The organism is Clostridium sp. BSD2780061688st1 H5, from assembly GCF_005845155.1.
In the GTDB taxonomy this organism is placed as follows: Bacteria; Bacillota; Clostridia; order Lachnospirales; family Lachnospiraceae; genus Claveliimonas; species Claveliimonas intestinigallinarum.
In genome coordinates, this window is record NZ_SPGT01000008.1 from 90,037 (window position 1) to 106,120 (window position 16,084).

Sequence of the window (16,084 nt, forward strand, 5' to 3'; positions counted from 1 at the left end):
CCTTTTTTGTTTTATAAAAAAGTCGGCGTGTATTTTTGAGATAATCGCTTGAACACGCTGGAAATTGCGCCACAATAGCGGTGGCCTTGCGCTAAGGATAACGGCCTGAAATGGCCGGCTACAGGAGAAGGATGCAGTTGAGAGAGATGAGCCGGGACAGACAGATTGTGGAAAAGGATATGGAGACCTTATACCTGGGAAACTTAAAGACTGTGGAGTCTGACCTGACGCTGCCGGATAAGGGAGCGCAGGGATCGGATATCCGATGGAGCTCCGGGGAGGAGAGATTTCTCACCAGTTCAGGGAAGGTGACCAGACCTCTGCCCGGGATGGGCAACAGAGAGGTAACGCTGACCGGGACGTTTGCCTTCGGAGAGATCCGGGAGAAGAAAGAGTACAAGGATAGGAACCTACATGTGGCACGGAGGAGCCCACCATATCGGGTTTGATGTCCACGATGTAGTGAAGCAGCCGGATGAGGTTGCGCCCGGAATGGTATTCTGCATTGACGTGGGCATCTATCACGAGGAGTGGGGCATCGGCTTCCGACTGGAGGACAACTGCCTGGTGACAGAGGATGGATGTGAAAATCTGTCCCGTGACATTCCAAGGACGACAGAGGACATAGAAGCGGTCATGAACTAGGGAAATCTATTCTCCGGGCTCTGCGGTATCCTGCTTCATCAGCGCGCAGTCCATGCCGGTAGTAAAGTGGTCGTCCCTGAGGATGGCGTAGGCATTTTCATAATCGCCGGCGCGCATAAGCTCCACCATCTTTTTCAGGTTTTCATTGGTGCGGTCAATGTCCATGCCGTTCCTGACAGAGAACTGGCCCATGCGGATCAGCTCTGACAGATTGTTCTCGTATATCCTGTCAACCCGGCTGTTTTCCAGCACGCTGACGATTTCCATATGCATGGCTGTGTCGGCCACCTCCCAGGCGTAGATGTCGGAGGCGGCGGCACACATGCGCACCACCTTTTCCTCGATGCGGAAGGAGTACTCCTCATTTCTGCCGGAGGTAAAGATGAGCCGGAAGGCGGCTCCCTCCAGAAGCTCCCGGAGCTGGTAGATCTCCCGGATGTCTTTTTCTGTGATTTCTTTTACTGTCATGGATTTATAGTAGTCTGTGACGATGAGCCCCTCTGTCTGCAGCATCCGGATGGCTGTGCGGACGGGACTGCGGCTCATGCCCAGATCCCGGGCCAGCCGGCTCTCCGTCAGAGTCATGCCCGGCGGGTAGGTCATATTCAGTATATTCGTCTTGATCGTCTCATAGGCCTGGTCGGCAAGAGAGACACTCTTTTCTTTCTGCGGCATGAAAATCCAACTCCTTGTATTAAGATCATTTGTATACAAATTATAACGTGAAAAAAAGCGACAGGCAATAGCTCTTTTCCTTGACAGAGGGAATAGGGGATGGTATATTATAAACAAAATTGTATACAAATTTAAATAATGTATACAAACAAGAGGAGGATATAAGGATGAAACTTGGATTTATCGGGACAGGAAATATGGCTACCGCTATGATGGGAGGGATTATTGAAAATCACATCGCTTCCCCGGAGGAGATCATCGGCGCGGATCCATTTGCGCCAGGGCGTGAGAGAGTAAAAGAGAAATACGGTATCCGGGTGACTGCGGACAACAATGAGGTCGTGAAAAACGCCGAGGTCGTTATTCTCTCTGTAAAGCCCCAGTTTTATGCGGACGTGATCGCGGGGATCAGAGACGATGTGACGGACAGCCACCTGATCATCACCATTGCGCCCGGAAAGACGCTGTCCTGGCTGGCGGATCAGTTCCAGAAGCCGGTGAAGATCGTGCGCACCATGCCGAACACGCCGGCCATGGTGGGAGAGGGCATGACAGGAGCCTGCAAAAACGCCTATGTGACAGATGAGGATATGGAGAAGGCACTCTCCATCCTGAACGGATTTGGCAAGGCGGAGCTGATCCCAGAGCAAATGATGGACGCCGTCGTGGCGGTCAGCGGAAGTTCACCGGCCTATGTGTTCGTGATGATCGAGGCCATGGCGGACGCGGCCGTATCCGGCGGAATTCCCAGAAGCCAGGCTTACAAATTCGCGGCGCAGGCTGTGCTGGGAAGCGCGAAGATGGTGCTCGAGACTGGCAAGCATCCGGGTGAGCTGAAGGATATGGTGTGCTCACCGGCCGGGACGACCATCGAGGCGGTCCGCGTGTTGGAGGAGAAGGGCTTTAGGAGCGCCATCATCGAGGCTATGAAAAAATGTGAGGAGATATCTAAAAGTCTGTAAGAGCAGTGTCTGTGGAAGCTCACGGCAGCAGGGCGGAGGTTTTCGTTTTCCTCCGCCTTTTTTTGTGCTAAAATAGAAAAGTATATAATAATGAATGAAATAGGTGACAAAGCTATGGAGAAGACAGAAGAAAAGAGAAGTGTGAAGAGCAGGATCATCTCGGCTGCCTGGGAGCTGTTCCGCGACAAGGGCTTTGGCCGGACGACTGTAGATGACATTATTGAGAAATCCGGGACATCCAAGGGCTCCTTTTACTACTATTTCAGCGCAAAGGACGAGCTGCTGAACACGCTGGCGGAAATGCTGGACGACTACTACGGGGATCTGGAAAGGAAGCTGGAGCCCGGGACAGACTGCTTTGAGAAGCTCCTGTATCTGAACAGGGAGGTCCATGCCATGATGGAGGAAAACATCAGCATGGAGCTTCTGGCCTCTCTCTATTCCACCCAGCTGGTGGCACAGGGGGAAAGCCAGCTTTTAAATGAGAACCGGAAATACTACAAGCTGATCTCCGGGATCGTGGAGGAGGGACAGAAGAAGGGAGAAATCCGCGCGGATGTGCCTATCCGCACAGTCGTGAAATACTACGCCATGTGCGAGAGAGCGCTTGTGACCGAGTGGTGCCTTGGGAAGGGGGACTACTCGCTGGGAGAGTACAGCAAGGAGTATTTTCCCGTCATGATGGAGCACTTCAGAGGGAAAAGCAATTCCTGAAGACGCAGGAAAATAGGAAGAGAAAAACAGGGACAGATGCGGCTTGTGCCATATCTGTCCCTGTTTTGTCCAGGGCTGTCTGAAGGCTTTCCTATTTGGGCCTTCTCTCATATTTTTCTTCACAGTACATGCACCGGTAGATCTCATTCTCCGGGTCGGTCAGGACGAATACGTGATCCAGCTCCTGCTCGATGGAGGTGATGCACCTGGGGTTCTTGCACTTGATGACATTTTTGATCTTCTTGGGCAGATGGAGAGCTTTCTTCTCGATGATCTGCTCATCCTTGATGATGTTGATAGTGATGTTGTGGTCAATAAAGCCGAGAATATCCAGATCCATAAAGTCGATGGGGCACTCGATCTTCATGATGTCCTTTTTCCCCATCTTGCTGCTCTTGGCGTTCTTGATGATGGCCACGCAGCAGTCCAGCTGGTCCAGGTGGAGATATTTGTAGATATCCATGCTGCGGCCGGCCTGTATGTGGTCCAGAACAAAGCCCTCGGAAATGCGTCCAACATTCAATGTATTCTTAACCATGCTTCCTCCTCCTACACTTCAATTTCCAGCAGTGTCAAAATGAGAGCCATGCGCACGTACACGCCGTACTGCATCTGCTTGAAATAGGCGGCTCTCGGGTCGTCGTCCACCTCCGTGGAGATCTCGTTGACACGGGGCAGCGGATGGAGCACGTACATGTCATCCTTTGCCAGCTTCATTTTCTTTGCGTCCAGGATGTAGAAATCCTTCATGCGCACATAGTCCTCCTCGTTGAAGAAGCGCTCCTTCTGCACGCGGGTCATGTAGAGAAGATCCAGATTTGGAAGAGCCTCCTCCAGGCGGACGACCTCCTCGTAGGGAACCTGATTTTTCTCCAGCACATCGTGGCGGATGTAGCCGGGAAGTCTCAGCTCCTCCGGTGAGATCAGCACAAACTTCATGCCCGGATAGCGCACCAGCGCGTGGATCAGCGAGTGGACCGTGCGGCCGAATTTCAGGTCTCCGCACAGGCCGATAGTCATATTGCCTAAGTGTCCCTTTAAAGACCGGATGGTCATCAGGTCTGTCAGGGTCTGGGTGGGGTGCTGATGTCCTCCGTCTCCGGCGTTGATGACCGGGATGGAGGAGTGCTGGCAGGCTACCATGGGAGCGCCCTCCTTGGGATGGCGCATAGCGCAGATGTCCGCGTAGCAGGAGATGGTGCGGATAGTGTCTGACACGCTTTCGCCCTTTGCGGCGGAGCTGGAGTCAGCGGAGGAAAATCCCATGATGCTGCCTCCTAAGTTCAGCATGGCAGCCTCGTGGCTTAAACGCGTTCTCGTGCTTGGCTCGTAGAACAGTGTGGCCAGCTTTTTCCCCTCGCAGGCGTGGGCGTACTTTTTCGGGTTTGCCTCAATATCCTCTGCCAGGTCCAGCAATTTATCCAGCTCTTCCACTGAAAAATCAAGTGGACTCATTAAATGTCTCATAAAAACCTCCTTCGTGTTCGTGTGCCTTCTCTTGCAGGCACTGTGAAAATTAACGGTAAGTCAGCAGCTCGTCCACGCTCTTTCGCTTCGGCGCCTCGGGCTCGACGTCCGGATACCCTACCGCGATCAGTGCCCCAAGCTCACGGTCAGCGGGGATGCCGAGAAGCTCTCCTATGCCGTCCTCGTCAAAAATGCCCATGATCACTGTGCCAAGGCCCTTCTCATGGGCGGCCAGACAGAGAGTCTGGCAGGCAGCTCCCACATCGAACATCTGCCAGCGGTCTTCCTTCTTTGTGGAGAAGGAGCCGTCACGTTCAAAGCCGCTGCGTCCCTTCACGAAGGTGACGGCAAGGAGAAGCGGTGCCTGGCGGATAATATGACTGTTGAATGACGGGGTGAAATCATCGGCAATTTTCGTGAGAATAGAAGTGTATTCGATAGCGATATAGCGTGTAATCTGACTGTTTTTCCAGGAAGGAGAATAGGATGCCGCCTGGATCACTGACTCCAGAAGCTCATGTCCTACAGGATCCGGCTTGAATTTGCGGATACTTCTTCTGCTGAAAATACAATCCATGGTGTTCATACTGTTCGTCCTCCTTTTTAGATCAATCAACCGTACCTACATCATATAATAAATACCAAAGATTTTCAATGTCTGACATGGATTTTGGCGGGGAGTTGTATTATAATACCTTTTAGTATGTGTACAAAAGGAGACAGAAAAATGGCAGAATTAGAGGAATTAAGAGAGCATCTGGCGCAGATCGACAGCCAGATCGCGGAGCTGTATAAAAGCCGGGTGCAGGTGTGCGAGAAGATCGGCGATATCAAGATAGATGCGGGAAAAAAAGTGTTTGACAAGAAGAGGGAGAAGGATCAGCTTGCCAGGATCACCCGGAATGTGGACGATGAATTCCTGCGGCTGGGACTGACAGAGCTCTTTGAGCAGCTCATGTCCCAGAGCCGCAAGATGCAGTACCAGATGCTGACAAAGAAGGGAGCCCTGGGGAGACTGCCCTTTATCGGCGTGGACAAGCTGGACTATGAACACTCCAGGATCGTCTTCCAGGGGACGGACGGAGCCTACTCCCAGGCCGCCATGTTCGCCTACTTTGGAAAGGATGTGAACAGCTTCCACGTGCAGACCTTCCGGGATGCCATGGAGGCCATCGAGGAGGGCTCGGCGGACTTTGCGGTTCTTCCCATTGAGAATTCTTCCGCCGGAGTGGTGAGCGAGGTCTACGACCTGCTGGTGGAATTTGAAAACTACATCGTAGGGGAGATCATCCTTCCCATCGACCACGCCCTGGCCAGCGTGGAGGGGGCGACTCTCGACACGATCAAGACGGTCTACTCGCACCCTCAGGCGCTGATGCAGAGCTCCAAATACCTGGACGACCAGCCTGGGTGGCAGAGGATCAGCGCCCCCAACACGGCAGTGGCGGCGAAAAAAGTGCTGGAGGACGGAGATATCACCCAGGCGGCCATCTGCAGTGAGCATGCGGCTCAGATTTACGGGCTGAAGATACTGGACCGGAAGATCAACTACAATGACAACAACTCCACCCGGTTCATCATTGTGACCAACCAGAAGATTTTCTTAAAGGATGCCAAAAAGATCAGCATCTGCTTTGAGGTGGATCACTCCAGCGGTTCCCTCTACCATCTGCTGGCACATTTTACCTACAACAACCTGAACATGTCCAAGATCGAGTCCCGCCCGGTGGAGGGACGGACATGGGAGTACCGGTTCTTTGTGGACTTTGAGGGAAACATGGGAGAGGGCGCGGTGAAGAACGCCATCCGGGGCCTGCGGGAGGAGTCCAAGAGCCTGAAGATACTCGGAAATTATTGATGCGGAGGGAGAAACGATATGAGAATACACGAGCTGATCATCTATAAAAATCTGGAGCAGGAGCAGATCCTGAACGACATGACGTTCCTGATGGAAAACTACGACAATGAGTACTACAACCAGGAGGACCTCAAAAGCCTTCTCTTTGAGTGTACGGGAAGCATACTGGAGCTGTGCGTGGATCACGGCTTTGAGGGAAATCTCTGGCACGACTACCTGACCTTCCTTCTGGCAAACGACGAGAACGCCTACAGCACCTCCTGCGAGATCGTGGGGGAGACAGGCGGAAGCATCAACAAGGTGGCGCTCCACGATTTTGAAATCTTCAAGGAGCTGTTTGACTACGACTTCTCAGCCATGGAGGCAGGCCTCGGCGTGGACTGCGTCTCCATGATCCTCACTTACACCGGGTCAGGCACCCACGGCAGCGTGTTCAACGGCCGCATCCGTGACCGGATCTGCGCCCTGGCAAGGAGTCTGGGACAGACGCAGGGGGCGGAGGAGTTCAAGGCCTCTGTGACCCAGTTCTACAAGGAGTTCGGCGTGGGCAAGCTGGGGCTTCACAAGGCCTTCCGGGTAGCTCACGACGAGGAGGGCGTGCACATTGTACCCATTACAAAGATCGCCCACGTGCAGCTGGACGAGCTGGTGGGCTATGAGAGCGCCAAGAAAAAGCTGATCGACAATACGGAGGCCTTTGTGAAGGGCCGCCGGGCCAACAACTGCCTCCTCTTCGGGGATGCGGGAACCGGGAAATCCTCCTCCATCAAGGCTATCCTCAACAAATACTACGACCAGGGACTGCGGATGATCGAGGTGTACAAGCACCAGTTCCAGGACCTCAATGACGTCATCGCCCAGATCAAGAACCGGAACTACAAGTTTATCATTTACATGGACGACCTCTCCTTTGAGGAGTTCGAGATCGAGTATAAATATCTGAAGGCAGTCATCGAGGGCGGGCTGGAGAAAAAGCCGGACAACGTACTCATCTACGCTACCTCCAACCGCCGGCATCTCATCCGGGAGACCTTCCGGGATAAGGAAGAGAGGGACGAGGAGCTGCACACAAACGACACGGTGCAGGAGAAGCTATCTCTGGTGGCAAGATTTGGCGTCACCATCTACTTTGGAAAGCCGGCCAAGAAGGAGTTCCAGGAGATCGTCCGTCAGCTGGCAAAGAGAAACGGCATCGAGATGGACGAGGAGCAGCTTCTTCTGGAAGCCAACCGCTGGGAGCTGAACCACGGCGGCATGTCCGGCCGGACAGCTCAGCAGTTTATCGACTACCTGCTTGGGATGGAGTAGACAAACGGAATAGACAGAAAGCAGAAAAGAGGAGGAGCCTTATCGGTTCTTCCTCTTTTTATTCTGTCGCTATTTTACTTCTTCAATTCCGCTGATATCCGAGTCGATGACAAGAGAGTAGTTGGTGTGGTAGATGACAAAGCCGGGCTTTCCGCCGCCGGGCTTTTTCACGTGCTTCTTCTCTATATAATCCACCTCCACCTTGTCGCCTCCCCGGCTCTTTGAGTAGTAGGCGGCCAGCCGACCGGCCTCCTCAAAGGTGCGGTCCGGCAGCTCCTCCCCGCCGGATTTCACGATGACGTGGGAGCCGGGCACCTTCTTGGCGTGGAACCACCAGTCATTTCCCGAGGCGAAGTGGAAGGTCAGCTCCTCGTTCTGGAGATTGTTCTTCCCTACATAGATATGGTAGCCATCGCTGGAGATGTAGTGGAAGGGGCGGCTTGTGATGCGCACCTTCTGTTTGGTACTCCGGCGGCGGATGTAGCCTGTCTGGGTCAGCTCCTCCTTGATCTGGACCAGGTCCTCCTCGGCCCGGGCGATGTCCAGGGCATTGCTGATGGACTCCAGGTACTCGATGTCCTCCCGGGTCTCCTCGATGAGCTGGCTTAATGCCTCAAAGGTGCGCTTCTGCTTGTTGTATTTTGCAAAATAGCGCTGGGCGTTCTCGGCGGGAGTCATGTGCTCATCCAGAGGGATGGTGACCTCCTCGTTGGTGTAGTAGTTGAGGGCGGCAAGCTGCTTCGCGCCCGGCTCCAGTCCGTAGCCGTAGGTGTTGATCAGCTCCCCGTAGACCTTGAATTTGTCCCGGCCTTCTGTGTCCCTTAACTGTCTGGACTGCAGGTCGTATTTCTTCCGGTTCCTCTCCAGAGCAGTCTGGACTACGTGCCGCAGGTCCGCGGACTTCTGCCGGATGCGGGTCAGGGCCTCCCGGGAGGAGTAGTAGGTGCGGATCACCTGGGAGATAGAGGGGAATTCCTCTCTCCTGTAGTTGGAGAAATGGCTTAAGGGCAGCGCGGAAAACTCCTTTGGCTCCCTGCCCTCATAGTAGATGGCTGGGGAGAAGTCGCCCAGGCTCACCTGCTCCATGTAGTAGCTGAATTGCCGGTACAGATGGACCAGCATGTCCCCGGAGAGATCCTCGGCCGTCATTCGGGACTCCAGGGCTGCCAGATAACAGATCTCCTCAGCCACCACCGGGCTGATGCCGGTGAAGCTGGTGTACAGGGCCTTGGAGAGGGGGCCGCCCTTTGTCCTGAGAGCGGTGATGAAGTCCTCCTGGGCCACGGTCAGGGGATCCAGCTTGTGCATGGTGTCTGGGATGAAGTAGTCCCGGCCCGGCAGCACCTCCCGGACAGAGCTTGTCTGGGCGGATATATGCTTAATGCTGTCGATGATGCGGTCGCTGTCATCGCAGAAGATGATGTTGCTGTGCTTCCCCATCAGTTCCACAATGAGAGTCTTGCTGCACAGGTCCCCCATCTCGTCCAAGTGCTCGATCTCGAAGCGGATGATGCGCTCCATCTTCGGCTGGCTGATGGATATGATGCGCCCGCTGCCGATGTGCTTGCGCAGCAGCATGCAAAAGCCCGGGGCCTGCATGGGGCTCGTCTTGTTTTCATCAGTGAGATATATAAGAGGAAGGGAGGCGCTGGCACAGATGCACAGCCGCCTCTGACCGGCCGCAGTCTTGACCGTCAGGAGCAGCTCGTCCGCCTCGGGCTGGGCGATCTTGCTGATGCGCCCGCCCTCCAGGGTCTCCTTCAATTCTTTCGTCACAGCTGCTATGGTAATTCCGTCAAAAGCCATATAGATTACAGTCCTTTCTGTCTCAAGTGTTCACAGTGCCAAGTGTTCACAGTATACCACAGAAAGGGAGTTTTGGAAAGTTGACGGGGGAGGGGAAATGACTTATAATAATGCAGTATGAAAAAGCGAAAACGAGGTTGCCAAAATGATAAAGAGTATGACAGGCTTCGGCAGATGTGAGCTCTCAGACGGAGAGCGGAAATTCACAGTGGAGATGAAGGGTGTGAACCACCGCTATCTGGATGTCAACATCCGCATGCCGAAGAAGCTGAATTTTTTTGAGACATCCATCCGCAGTCTTTTGAAGCAGTCCGTATCCAGGGGCAAGGTGGATATTTTCATTACCTATGAGGATCTGTCCGAGGGGCAGGCGGTGCTGAAATACAACGCCTCACTGGCAAAAGAGTACATGGAGAGCCTCAGGGAGATGGAGGAGCAGTTTGGTCTGGAAAATGATGTCCGTGTATCCACTCTCTCCCGGTATCCGGAGGTCCTTACCATGGAGGAGCAGGCGCTGGACGAGGAGGAGATATGGAACTGCCTGAAGAAGGCTATGGAGGGCGCTATCTCCCAGTTTGTGGAGACCCGGACCCTGGAGGGCGAAAATCTCCGCAGAGATATCATTGACAAGCTGGACGGCATGGCGGAGCTGGTGGAATTTATCGAGGTGAGATCTCCTAAGATCATTGCCGAGTACAGGGAAAAGCTGGAGGAGAAGGTGAGGGAGCTCCTTGCCGATACCCAGATTGACGACAGCCGCATCGCCGCGGAGGTAGTCATCTTTGCGGACAAGATCTGCACGGACGAGGAAGTGGTGAGGCTGAAAAGCCACATCAGCCACATGAAGGACGTGCTTCTGTCCGATGAGGCCGGTATAGGAAGAAAGCTGGACTTTATCGCCCAGGAGATGAACAGGGAGGCGAACACCATCCTCTCCAAGGCGAACGACCTGGAGGTCTCCAACAGGGGCATTGACCTGAAGACAGAGATCGAGAAGGTAAGAGAGCAGATACAGAACATAGAGTAGAAATATAAATATAGAAAAAAGATAGAAGAGCGGGGACATGAGCATGAACGAGCAAAAAGGAATTCTGACCGTCATATCCGGTTTCTCCGGGGCGGGAAAGGGAACTGTGCTGAAAAGGCTTCTGACAAAGTACGACAATTACGCCCTTTCCATCTCAGCCACCACGAGAGCTCCCAGAGAGGGGGAGGAGAACGGCAGGGAATATTTTTTCAAAACAAGGGAAGAATTTGAAAAAATGATTGCGAAAGACGAACTGATAGAGTATGCTATGTACGTGAATAATTACTATGGCACGCCTAAGGCGTACGTGCAGGAGCAGCTCTCCCAGGGAAAGGATGTGATCCTGGAGATCGAGGTTCAGGGGGCCCTGAAGATCAAGGAAAGGTTCCCGGATGCCCTCCTTATTTTCATCACACCGCCCAGCGCGGGTGAGCTGAAGAGAAGGCTCACGGACAGAGGGACGGAAGCTCCTGAGGTGGTTGAGGAGAGAATGAGGACAGCGGCCAGGGAGTCCGGCTTCATGGAAGCCTACGACTACATCATTCTCAACGAGAGGGACCGGCTGGAGGAGTGTGTGGATAAGGTCCACGGCGTCATTTCAGCGGAGCACGCAAGAAGTACGCGCAGTCAGGCATTTATTGAACATATGAAAGAGGATTTGAAAGGAGAATAGGAATATGCTGCATCCATCATACACGGATCTGATGAAAGTAGTAAACAAAGACGTGGAGGAGGGCGAGACAAAGGTCGTCAACAGCCGGTATTCCATCGTCATGGCGACAGCCAAGAGAGCCAGACAGCTCATTGACGGCGATGTGCCTCTGGTAAAGACAAAGGACGGCGAGAAGCCGCTCTCCATTGCCATCGATGAACTGAACAGCGGCAAGATCACGATCATCGCAGAGGACTCTGAAGAATAAGCGGACGAAAATGATAAGGCAGATGCTTTTACAAGGTATCTGCCTTTCTGACTGAAAGGAGATAAAGCTATGAATGTGCTTTTTATATCGCTGGGGTGCGACAAGAACCTGGTGGACTCGGAGGTCATGATCGGCCTGCTGGCGGACAGGGGCTATCAGATGACGGACGATGAGACACAGGCAGACGTCATCGTTATCAACACCTGCTGCTTTATCCATGACGCCAAGGAGGAGAGCATCCAGACCATCCTGGAGATGGCGGAGTACAAGAAGACCGGGACCTTAAAGGCCCTCATCGTCACCGGCTGTCTGGCCCAGAGATACCAAAATGAGATCCTGGAGGAGATACCCGAGGTGGACGAGGTGCTGGGCACCACATCCTACGACAAAATAGTGGACGCCATCCAGGAGGCCCTGGAGGGAAAAAGCGGCGTCAGGATAGGGGATATCGACGCCCTGCCCCTGCCTGAGACGAAACGTCTTGTGACCACAGGCGGACATTTCGCCTACCTGAAGATCGCGGAAGGATGCGACAAGCACTGCACCTACTGCATTATCCCGAAGATACGGGGCAATTACCGCAGCGTGCCTATGGAGCGCCTTGTGAAGGAGGCGCAGGCCCTGGCGGAGGACGGCGTGAAGGAGTTGATCCTGGTGGCCCAGGAGACCACCATCTACGGGGTGGACCTGTACGGGGAGAAATCCCTTCACCGGCTGCTCAGGGAGCTGTGTAAGATTAGCGGCATACGGTGGATCCGCATCCTCTACTGCTACCCGGAGGAGATTGATGATAACCTTATCCAGGTCATGAAGGAGGAGCCCAAGATCTGTCACTACCTGGATCTGCCTATCCAGCACGCCAGCACGGAGATCCTTGGCAGAATGGGACGGCGCACATCGAGAGAGGACTTAGAGGAGATCATCGGGAAGCTGAGACGGGAGATACCGGATATTGCCATCCGCACCACTCTTATCACCGGATTTCCCGGGGAGACAAAGGAGCAGCACGAGGAGCTGATGGACTTTGTGGACCAGATGGAATTCGACAGGCTGGGCGTCTTCACCTACTCCCCGGAGGAGGGAACACCGGCGGCCGAGATGGAGGATCAGATCCCGGAGGAAGTAAAGGAGGACCGGCAGGCGGAGCTGATGGAGCTCCAGCAGGAGATCGCCTTTGACCTGGCTGAGGATATGATCGGCCGGGAGGTGCTGGTCATGATCGAGGGAAAGGTGGCCGACGAGAACGCCTACGTGGGCAGGACCTACAAGGACGCCCCGAATGTGGACGGTCTCATTTTCGTAAATACAGATGAGGAACTGATGTCCGGCGATTTTGCCAGAGTGAAAGTCACAGGGGCAGCAGAATACGATTTGATAGGAGAGTTGATGTAAGATGAATTTGCCAAATAAACTGACCGTACTGCGGGTAATCATGGTACCATTTTTTGTGTTTTTCATGCTCACGGATTTCGCGGGGGACGCCGGCAAATGGATCGCCCTCGTCCTTTTCTGCCTGGCAAGCCTGACAGACATGCTGGACGGCAAGATTGCCAGAGCCCGGAACCTGGTGACTAACTTCGGTAAATTTATGGACCCTTTGGCGGATAAGCTGCTTGTGTGCTCTGCCATGATCTGTCTCATTCCGGCGGGCAAGCTGCCGGCCTGGGTGGTCATCGTCATCATCGCGCGGGAGTTCATCATCAGCGGGTTCCGGCTGGTGGCGGCCGACAGCGGCATCGTTATCGCGGCCAGCTACTGGGGAAAATTCAAGACCGTGTCCCAGATGTTCATGGTGATCGTGCTGATCGCTGACCTGGGCGGCGTATTTGATACAGTGGGTACTGTGCTTATCTGGATCGCCCTGATACTGACAGTGGTATCACTGATCGATTATATTGCGAAAAATGTAGAAGTGCTGACAAAGGGAGGAATGTAGGATGACAGTGGAGCTGATTTCTGTCGGTACGGAAATACTTCTCGGAAACATCGTGAACACAAACGCCGCCTACCTGGCGGAGAAAATTGCCCTGCTGGGGCTTTCCTGCTACCACCAGAGCGTGGTGGGGGATAATGAGGAGCGGCTGGAGGACGCCATCCGGCTGGCCCTCTCAAGGTCCGACATCGTCATCTTAAGCGGCGGCCTTGGCCCCACCAAGGATGACCTGACTAAGGAAGTGACAGCAAAGGTATTTGGAAGGGAACTCTATGAGGACGCCCACTCCAAAGAGCGCATCCAGGCCTACTTTGACAAGCGGAGGGCCCAGGGCCGGGAGATTACGGCCAACAACTGGAAGCAGGCCCTCGTCCCGGAGGGAGCCATCGTGGTGGACAACCACAACGGCACAGCCCCGGGCATCATCCTGGAGGATAAGGAAAAGGGAAAGACGGCCATCCTTCTGCCGGGACCTCCGGGTGAGATCAAACCCATGTTTGAGAGGGATATCGCCCCCTATCTGAACAGGCTGCAGCCGGAGGGCATTTATTCGAAGATGGTGAAGATCTGCTCCATCGGAGAGAGCCAGGCGGAGACCATGGTGGCGGATCTGATGGATGAGCAGAGCAACCCCACCCTTGCACCCTACGCCAAGACCGGGGAGGTGCATTTCCGGGTGACTGCCAAGGCGGCGGACGAGGAGTCCGCCAGGAGGCTGATGGAGCCCATGCTGGCGGAGCTTGAGAAGCGGTTCGGAGACTACATCTACACCATGGACGAGGAGGTTACTTTGGAGGAGGCAGTTGTAGGCATGCTCCGGGAGAGACAGATGACAGTCACAACAGCCGAGTCCTGTACCGGGGGCCTGCTGGCAGGCAGGATCATGAACGTGCCAGGGGCCTCCAATGTGTACAAAGAGGGATATATCACCTACTCCAATGAGGCCAAGGAAAAGCTCCTTGGCGTGGAACACAGCACTCTGGAGAGCGTGGGGGCGGTAAGCCCTGAGACAGCGGAGCAGATGGCCCGGGGAGCGGCCCGCCAGGCAGGCGCGGACGCGGCTCTCTCTGTCACCGGCATTGCCGGACCGGACGGGGGAACGCCGGGGAAACCGGTGGGCCTTGTGTATGTCGGGTGCTGTGTCAGGGGAAAGACCCGGGTGGAGGAATTCCGCTTTACCGGGAACCGCAGCAAGAACAGAGACTATGCTGTTGTCAGAGCGCTGACCCTGCTCCGGGAGGAACTGCTCAGGACAGAGGACAAGGCATAGATACCATAGAAAAAGGAGGAAGATCCTATGAATATACGCAGACTGGAGAGACAGGAGACGCTGGATGCCCTCCACCTTGTGTGGGACGTGTTTGCCCAGGATGTGGCGCCTCTGTACACACCGGAGGGAGTGGCTTCTTTTCAGGACTTTATCAGATATCCGAATATAGAGAGGAAGATGCAGACAGAGGGGCTTGCCCTCTTTGGCGCCTTTGAGGGAAGCCAGCTGCTGGGCGTGGGAGGGATTCTGCCCACCGGACATATCGCCCTCCTCTTTGTGAGGCGGGAGTACCAGCACAGCGGGATCGGGAAGGCTATCCTGCTGGAGATGTGCTCCTTTGCGGTTCAGACTTACCGGGTGTCGAAGTTTACGGTCAATGCTTCCCCGGGAGCGGTGGACGCCTACCGCCACATGGGTATGCATGACACAGCGCCGGAGCAGAACGCAGGCGGGATGCGCTATATCCCCATGGAGATGTGGGCAGCCTCTGTTCCCCTGAAGAAAAAGAGGGGAAAGGGAGTCTACATTGCCGCAGGCGTGGGGGCAGCCTGCCTTGTTCTCGCTGTGGTGGCGGGAGCTGCCATCTCGAGGGAGCTGCGCTACGTGGCCGAGAACGGCGTGGACGAGTATATGCAGGACGGTAGCCAGTGGGGAGATGACGGCTCCTCCATTGAGGACTGGTATGATGAATTCTACGGCGGCTACGGACAGGGCGGCTACGGACAGGCTGAGGACGGTCAGGAGGAGTCCGGCATTGACGCCATCCCGGAGTATGTGGATGAGGACTGCGGCTACGATGTGACGGAGGACAACTACATTTACACAGCGGACAATACGGGCAGCACTACCATTCAGTTTGAGGTCTACTATCCCCAGGTGGACGGCCTGGACGCGGAGGTACAGGAGAAGGTGAACACCGCTCTCCAGGACTGCGCCCTGGACTCTGTGGATAAGCTGTACCTGTCTCCCTCTGACGAGATGAAAGAGAAGGTGCTGGGGGAGGAGTATCCGGTGCTGGCAAGCTTTGTGGAGTACAAGGTCACCTACCAGAGCCGGTCGCTCTTAAGCGTGGTATTCCAGGATTACAGCTACGAGGGCAGTGAGAACGACTATCACGTGGCCCTCCGGTGCGTGAACGTGAACCTCCAGGATGGAACCCTCTATGAGGTGAAGGATATTGTCAATCTGGACGACAGCTTTGTCGGCCAGTGGGCGCAGGTTATGCGGGACGAGGCGGACGACGACACCTTCCTCTCGGAGCTGAGCGCGGAGGACATGAAGGCTGTCCTCGGCGGAGACACAAAGGACGGCGTCTACACACCGGAATTCTTCGTGGATGAGGACGGGCTGGAGATCGGCCTTTCCTTCCGCTATCCGGCGGACAGCCAGGACGACAGAGGGTATGCCTGGGTGACAGCACCCTTTGACTTTGACGAGATAGGGCCCTTTGCCTCTGACAGCGGCTTCTGGGCGCTTGTTCAGTAAAGGAGAGGACTGAC

At 54.7% G+C, this 16,084-nt stretch carries 18 protein-coding genes; 13 read left to right on the top strand and 5 right to left on the bottom strand.

The window, feature by feature from the left end; all coding sequences use genetic code 11:
* Nucleotides 1-146: 146 nt before the first annotated feature.
* Both FGQ86_RS07020 and FGQ86_RS07025 read left to right on the top strand, forming a co-directional pair.
* The gene (locus FGQ86_RS07020) at nucleotides 147-449 is read left to right on the top strand and encodes an immunoglobulin-like domain-containing protein (RefSeq protein ID WP_347562487.1); all 303 of its coding nucleotides are present in this window, start codon (nucleotides 147-149) and stop codon (nucleotides 447-449) included.
* Entirely contained in the window at nucleotides 415-645 is a 231-nt protein-coding gene (locus FGQ86_RS07025; RefSeq protein WP_033125455.1) for a M24 family metallopeptidase, read from the top strand. Before FGQ86_RS07020 ends, FGQ86_RS07025 begins: the two co-directional genes overlap by 35 nt.
* Nucleotides 646-651: 6 nt before the next feature.
* On the opposite strand, the gene FGQ86_RS07030 is transcribed toward FGQ86_RS07025, so the two are convergent.
* Nucleotides 652-1,320, bottom strand: coding sequence for a GntR family transcriptional regulator (locus FGQ86_RS07030; protein ID WP_033125456.1), 669 nt, complete (start codon nucleotides 1,318-1,320; stop codon nucleotides 652-654).
* A 161-nt stretch (nucleotides 1,321-1,481) separates the two neighbouring features.
* Here FGQ86_RS07030 and proC point away from each other — a divergent pair, with 161 nt between their 5' ends.
* Together proC and FGQ86_RS07040 are read left to right on the top strand one after the other, a co-directional pair.
* Nucleotides 1,482-2,282 (top strand): pyrroline-5-carboxylate reductase, encoded by an 801-nt coding sequence (gene proC, locus FGQ86_RS07035; RefSeq protein WP_347562488.1) that lies wholly within the window; start codon nucleotides 1,482-1,484, stop codon nucleotides 2,280-2,282.
* 114 nt (nucleotides 2,283-2,396) lie between these two features.
* On the top strand, nucleotides 2,397-2,996 hold the full coding sequence (locus tag FGQ86_RS07040) for a TetR/AcrR family transcriptional regulator (RefSeq protein WP_033125458.1): 600 nt from the start codon (nucleotides 2,397-2,399) through the stop codon (nucleotides 2,994-2,996).
* 91 nt (nucleotides 2,997-3,087) lie between these two features.
* On the opposite strand, the gene FGQ86_RS07045 is transcribed toward FGQ86_RS07040, so the two are convergent.
* From FGQ86_RS07045 to FGQ86_RS07055, 3 genes are read right to left on the bottom strand one after another with little or no spacing between them, the layout of a single operon-like run.
* The gene (locus FGQ86_RS07045) at nucleotides 3,088-3,534 is read right to left on the bottom strand and encodes an aspartate carbamoyltransferase regulatory subunit (protein ID WP_138303302.1); all 447 of its coding nucleotides are present in this window, start codon (nucleotides 3,532-3,534) and stop codon (nucleotides 3,088-3,090) included.
* An 11-nt stretch (nucleotides 3,535-3,545) separates the two neighbouring features.
* The gene (gene pyrB, locus FGQ86_RS07050; RefSeq protein ID WP_033125460.1) at nucleotides 3,546-4,463 is read right to left on the bottom strand and encodes an aspartate carbamoyltransferase; all 918 of its coding nucleotides are present in this window, start codon (nucleotides 4,461-4,463) and stop codon (nucleotides 3,546-3,548) included.
* A 49-nt stretch (nucleotides 4,464-4,512) separates the two neighbouring features.
* The gene (locus tag FGQ86_RS07055; protein ID WP_033125461.1) at nucleotides 4,513-5,049 is read right to left on the bottom strand and encodes a nitroreductase family protein; all 537 of its coding nucleotides are present in this window, start codon (nucleotides 5,047-5,049) and stop codon (nucleotides 4,513-4,515) included.
* Between the two features lie 141 nt (nucleotides 5,050-5,190).
* Between FGQ86_RS07055 and pheA the strand changes: the two genes are divergently transcribed.
* Together pheA and FGQ86_RS07065 are read left to right on the top strand one after the other, a co-directional pair.
* On the top strand, nucleotides 5,191-6,321 hold the full coding sequence (pheA, locus tag FGQ86_RS07060) for a prephenate dehydratase (RefSeq protein WP_033125462.1): 1,131 nt from the start codon (nucleotides 5,191-5,193) through the stop codon (nucleotides 6,319-6,321).
* 18 nt (nucleotides 6,322-6,339) lie between these two features.
* On the top strand, nucleotides 6,340-7,629 hold the full coding sequence (locus FGQ86_RS07065) for an ATP-binding protein (RefSeq protein ID WP_138303303.1): 1,290 nt from the start codon (nucleotides 6,340-6,342) through the stop codon (nucleotides 7,627-7,629).
* A gap of 69 nt (nucleotides 7,630-7,698) precedes the next feature.
* Here the strand turns inward: FGQ86_RS07065 and FGQ86_RS07070 are convergent, their stop codons facing one another.
* Nucleotides 7,699-9,435, bottom strand: a complete 1,737-nt coding sequence (locus FGQ86_RS07070) for an NFACT RNA binding domain-containing protein (RefSeq protein WP_138303304.1) — start codon at nucleotides 9,433-9,435, stop codon at nucleotides 7,699-7,701.
* A gap of 145 nt (nucleotides 9,436-9,580) precedes the next feature.
* Between FGQ86_RS07070 and FGQ86_RS07075 the strand changes: the two genes are divergently transcribed.
* From FGQ86_RS07075 to FGQ86_RS07105, 7 genes are all read left to right on the top strand, one after another.
* A complete protein-coding gene (locus FGQ86_RS07075; RefSeq protein WP_033125465.1) occupies nucleotides 9,581-10,462 on the top strand; it encodes a YicC/YloC family endoribonuclease in 882 nt (293 codons plus the stop codon).
* A gap of 43 nt (nucleotides 10,463-10,505) precedes the next feature.
* Nucleotides 10,506-11,135 (top strand): guanylate kinase, encoded by a 630-nt coding sequence (gmk, locus tag FGQ86_RS07080; protein WP_033125585.1) that lies wholly within the window; start codon nucleotides 10,506-10,508, stop codon nucleotides 11,133-11,135.
* Between the two features lie 4 nt (nucleotides 11,136-11,139).
* Nucleotides 11,140-11,382 carry a DNA-directed RNA polymerase subunit omega gene (gene rpoZ, locus FGQ86_RS07085; protein ID WP_033125466.1) on the top strand — a complete coding sequence of 81 codons (243 nt, stop codon included), beginning with the start codon at nucleotides 11,140-11,142 and terminating at the stop codon, nucleotides 11,380-11,382.
* 69 nt (nucleotides 11,383-11,451) lie between these two features.
* Entirely contained in the window at nucleotides 11,452-12,774 is a 1,323-nt protein-coding gene (gene rimO, locus FGQ86_RS07090; RefSeq protein ID WP_033125467.1) for a 30S ribosomal protein S12 methylthiotransferase RimO, read from the top strand.
* 1 nt (nucleotide 12,775) lies between these two features.
* Nucleotides 12,776-13,318 carry a CDP-diacylglycerol--glycerol-3-phosphate 3-phosphatidyltransferase gene (gene pgsA / locus FGQ86_RS07095; RefSeq protein WP_033125468.1) on the top strand — a complete coding sequence of 181 codons (543 nt, stop codon included), beginning with the start codon at nucleotides 12,776-12,778 and terminating at the stop codon, nucleotides 13,316-13,318.
* Nucleotide 13,319: 1 nt separating this feature from the next.
* Entirely contained in the window at nucleotides 13,320-14,585 is a 1,266-nt protein-coding gene (locus FGQ86_RS07100) for a competence/damage-inducible protein A (RefSeq protein WP_033125469.1), read from the top strand.
* Between the two features lie 27 nt (nucleotides 14,586-14,612).
* Nucleotides 14,613-16,070 carry a GNAT family N-acetyltransferase gene (locus tag FGQ86_RS07105; RefSeq protein ID WP_138303305.1) on the top strand — a complete coding sequence of 486 codons (1,458 nt, stop codon included), beginning with the start codon at nucleotides 14,613-14,615 and terminating at the stop codon, nucleotides 16,068-16,070.
* The last annotated feature ends 14 nt before the right edge of the window (nucleotides 16,071-16,084 follow it).

Excerpts from the sequence above, each read along its gene's own strand:
- FGQ86_RS07020 (WP_347562487.1), top strand. The coding sequence starts at position 147 with ATGAGCCGGGACAGACAGATTGTGGAAAAGGATATGGAGACCTTATAC.
- FGQ86_RS07025 (WP_033125455.1), top strand. The coding sequence starts at position 415 with ATGTGGCACGGAGGAGCCCACCATATCGGGTTTGATGTCCACGATGTA.
- FGQ86_RS07030 (WP_033125456.1), bottom strand. The coding sequence starts at position 1,320 with ATGCCGCAGAAAGAAAAGAGTGTCTCTCTTGCCGACCAGGCCTATGAG.
- FGQ86_RS07040 (WP_033125458.1), top strand. The coding sequence starts at position 2,397 with ATGGAGAAGACAGAAGAAAAGAGAAGTGTGAAGAGCAGGATCATCTCG.
- FGQ86_RS07045 (WP_138303302.1), bottom strand. The coding sequence starts at position 3,534 with ATGGTTAAGAATACATTGAATGTTGGACGCATTTCCGAGGGCTTTGTT.
- pyrB (WP_033125460.1), bottom strand. The coding sequence starts at position 4,463 with ATGAGACATTTAATGAGTCCACTTGATTTTTCAGTGGAAGAGCTGGAT.
- FGQ86_RS07055 (WP_033125461.1), bottom strand. The coding sequence starts at position 5,049 with ATGAACACCATGGATTGTATTTTCAGCAGAAGAAGTATCCGCAAATTC.
- pheA (WP_033125462.1), top strand. The coding sequence starts at position 5,191 with ATGGCAGAATTAGAGGAATTAAGAGAGCATCTGGCGCAGATCGACAGC.
- FGQ86_RS07065 (WP_138303303.1), top strand. The coding sequence starts at position 6,340 with ATGAGAATACACGAGCTGATCATCTATAAAAATCTGGAGCAGGAGCAG.
- FGQ86_RS07070 (WP_138303304.1), bottom strand. The coding sequence starts at position 9,435 with ATGGCTTTTGACGGAATTACCATAGCAGCTGTGACGAAAGAATTGAAG.
- FGQ86_RS07075 (WP_033125465.1), top strand. The coding sequence starts at position 9,581 with ATGATAAAGAGTATGACAGGCTTCGGCAGATGTGAGCTCTCAGACGGA.
- gmk (WP_033125585.1), top strand. The coding sequence starts at position 10,506 with ATGAACGAGCAAAAAGGAATTCTGACCGTCATATCCGGTTTCTCCGGG.
- rpoZ (WP_033125466.1), top strand. The coding sequence starts at position 11,140 with ATGCTGCATCCATCATACACGGATCTGATGAAAGTAGTAAACAAAGAC.
- rimO (WP_033125467.1), top strand. The coding sequence starts at position 11,452 with ATGAATGTGCTTTTTATATCGCTGGGGTGCGACAAGAACCTGGTGGAC.
- pgsA (WP_033125468.1), top strand. The coding sequence starts at position 12,776 with ATGAATTTGCCAAATAAACTGACCGTACTGCGGGTAATCATGGTACCA.
- FGQ86_RS07100 (WP_033125469.1), top strand. The coding sequence starts at position 13,320 with ATGACAGTGGAGCTGATTTCTGTCGGTACGGAAATACTTCTCGGAAAC.
- FGQ86_RS07105 (WP_138303305.1), top strand. The coding sequence starts at position 14,613 with ATGAATATACGCAGACTGGAGAGACAGGAGACGCTGGATGCCCTCCAC.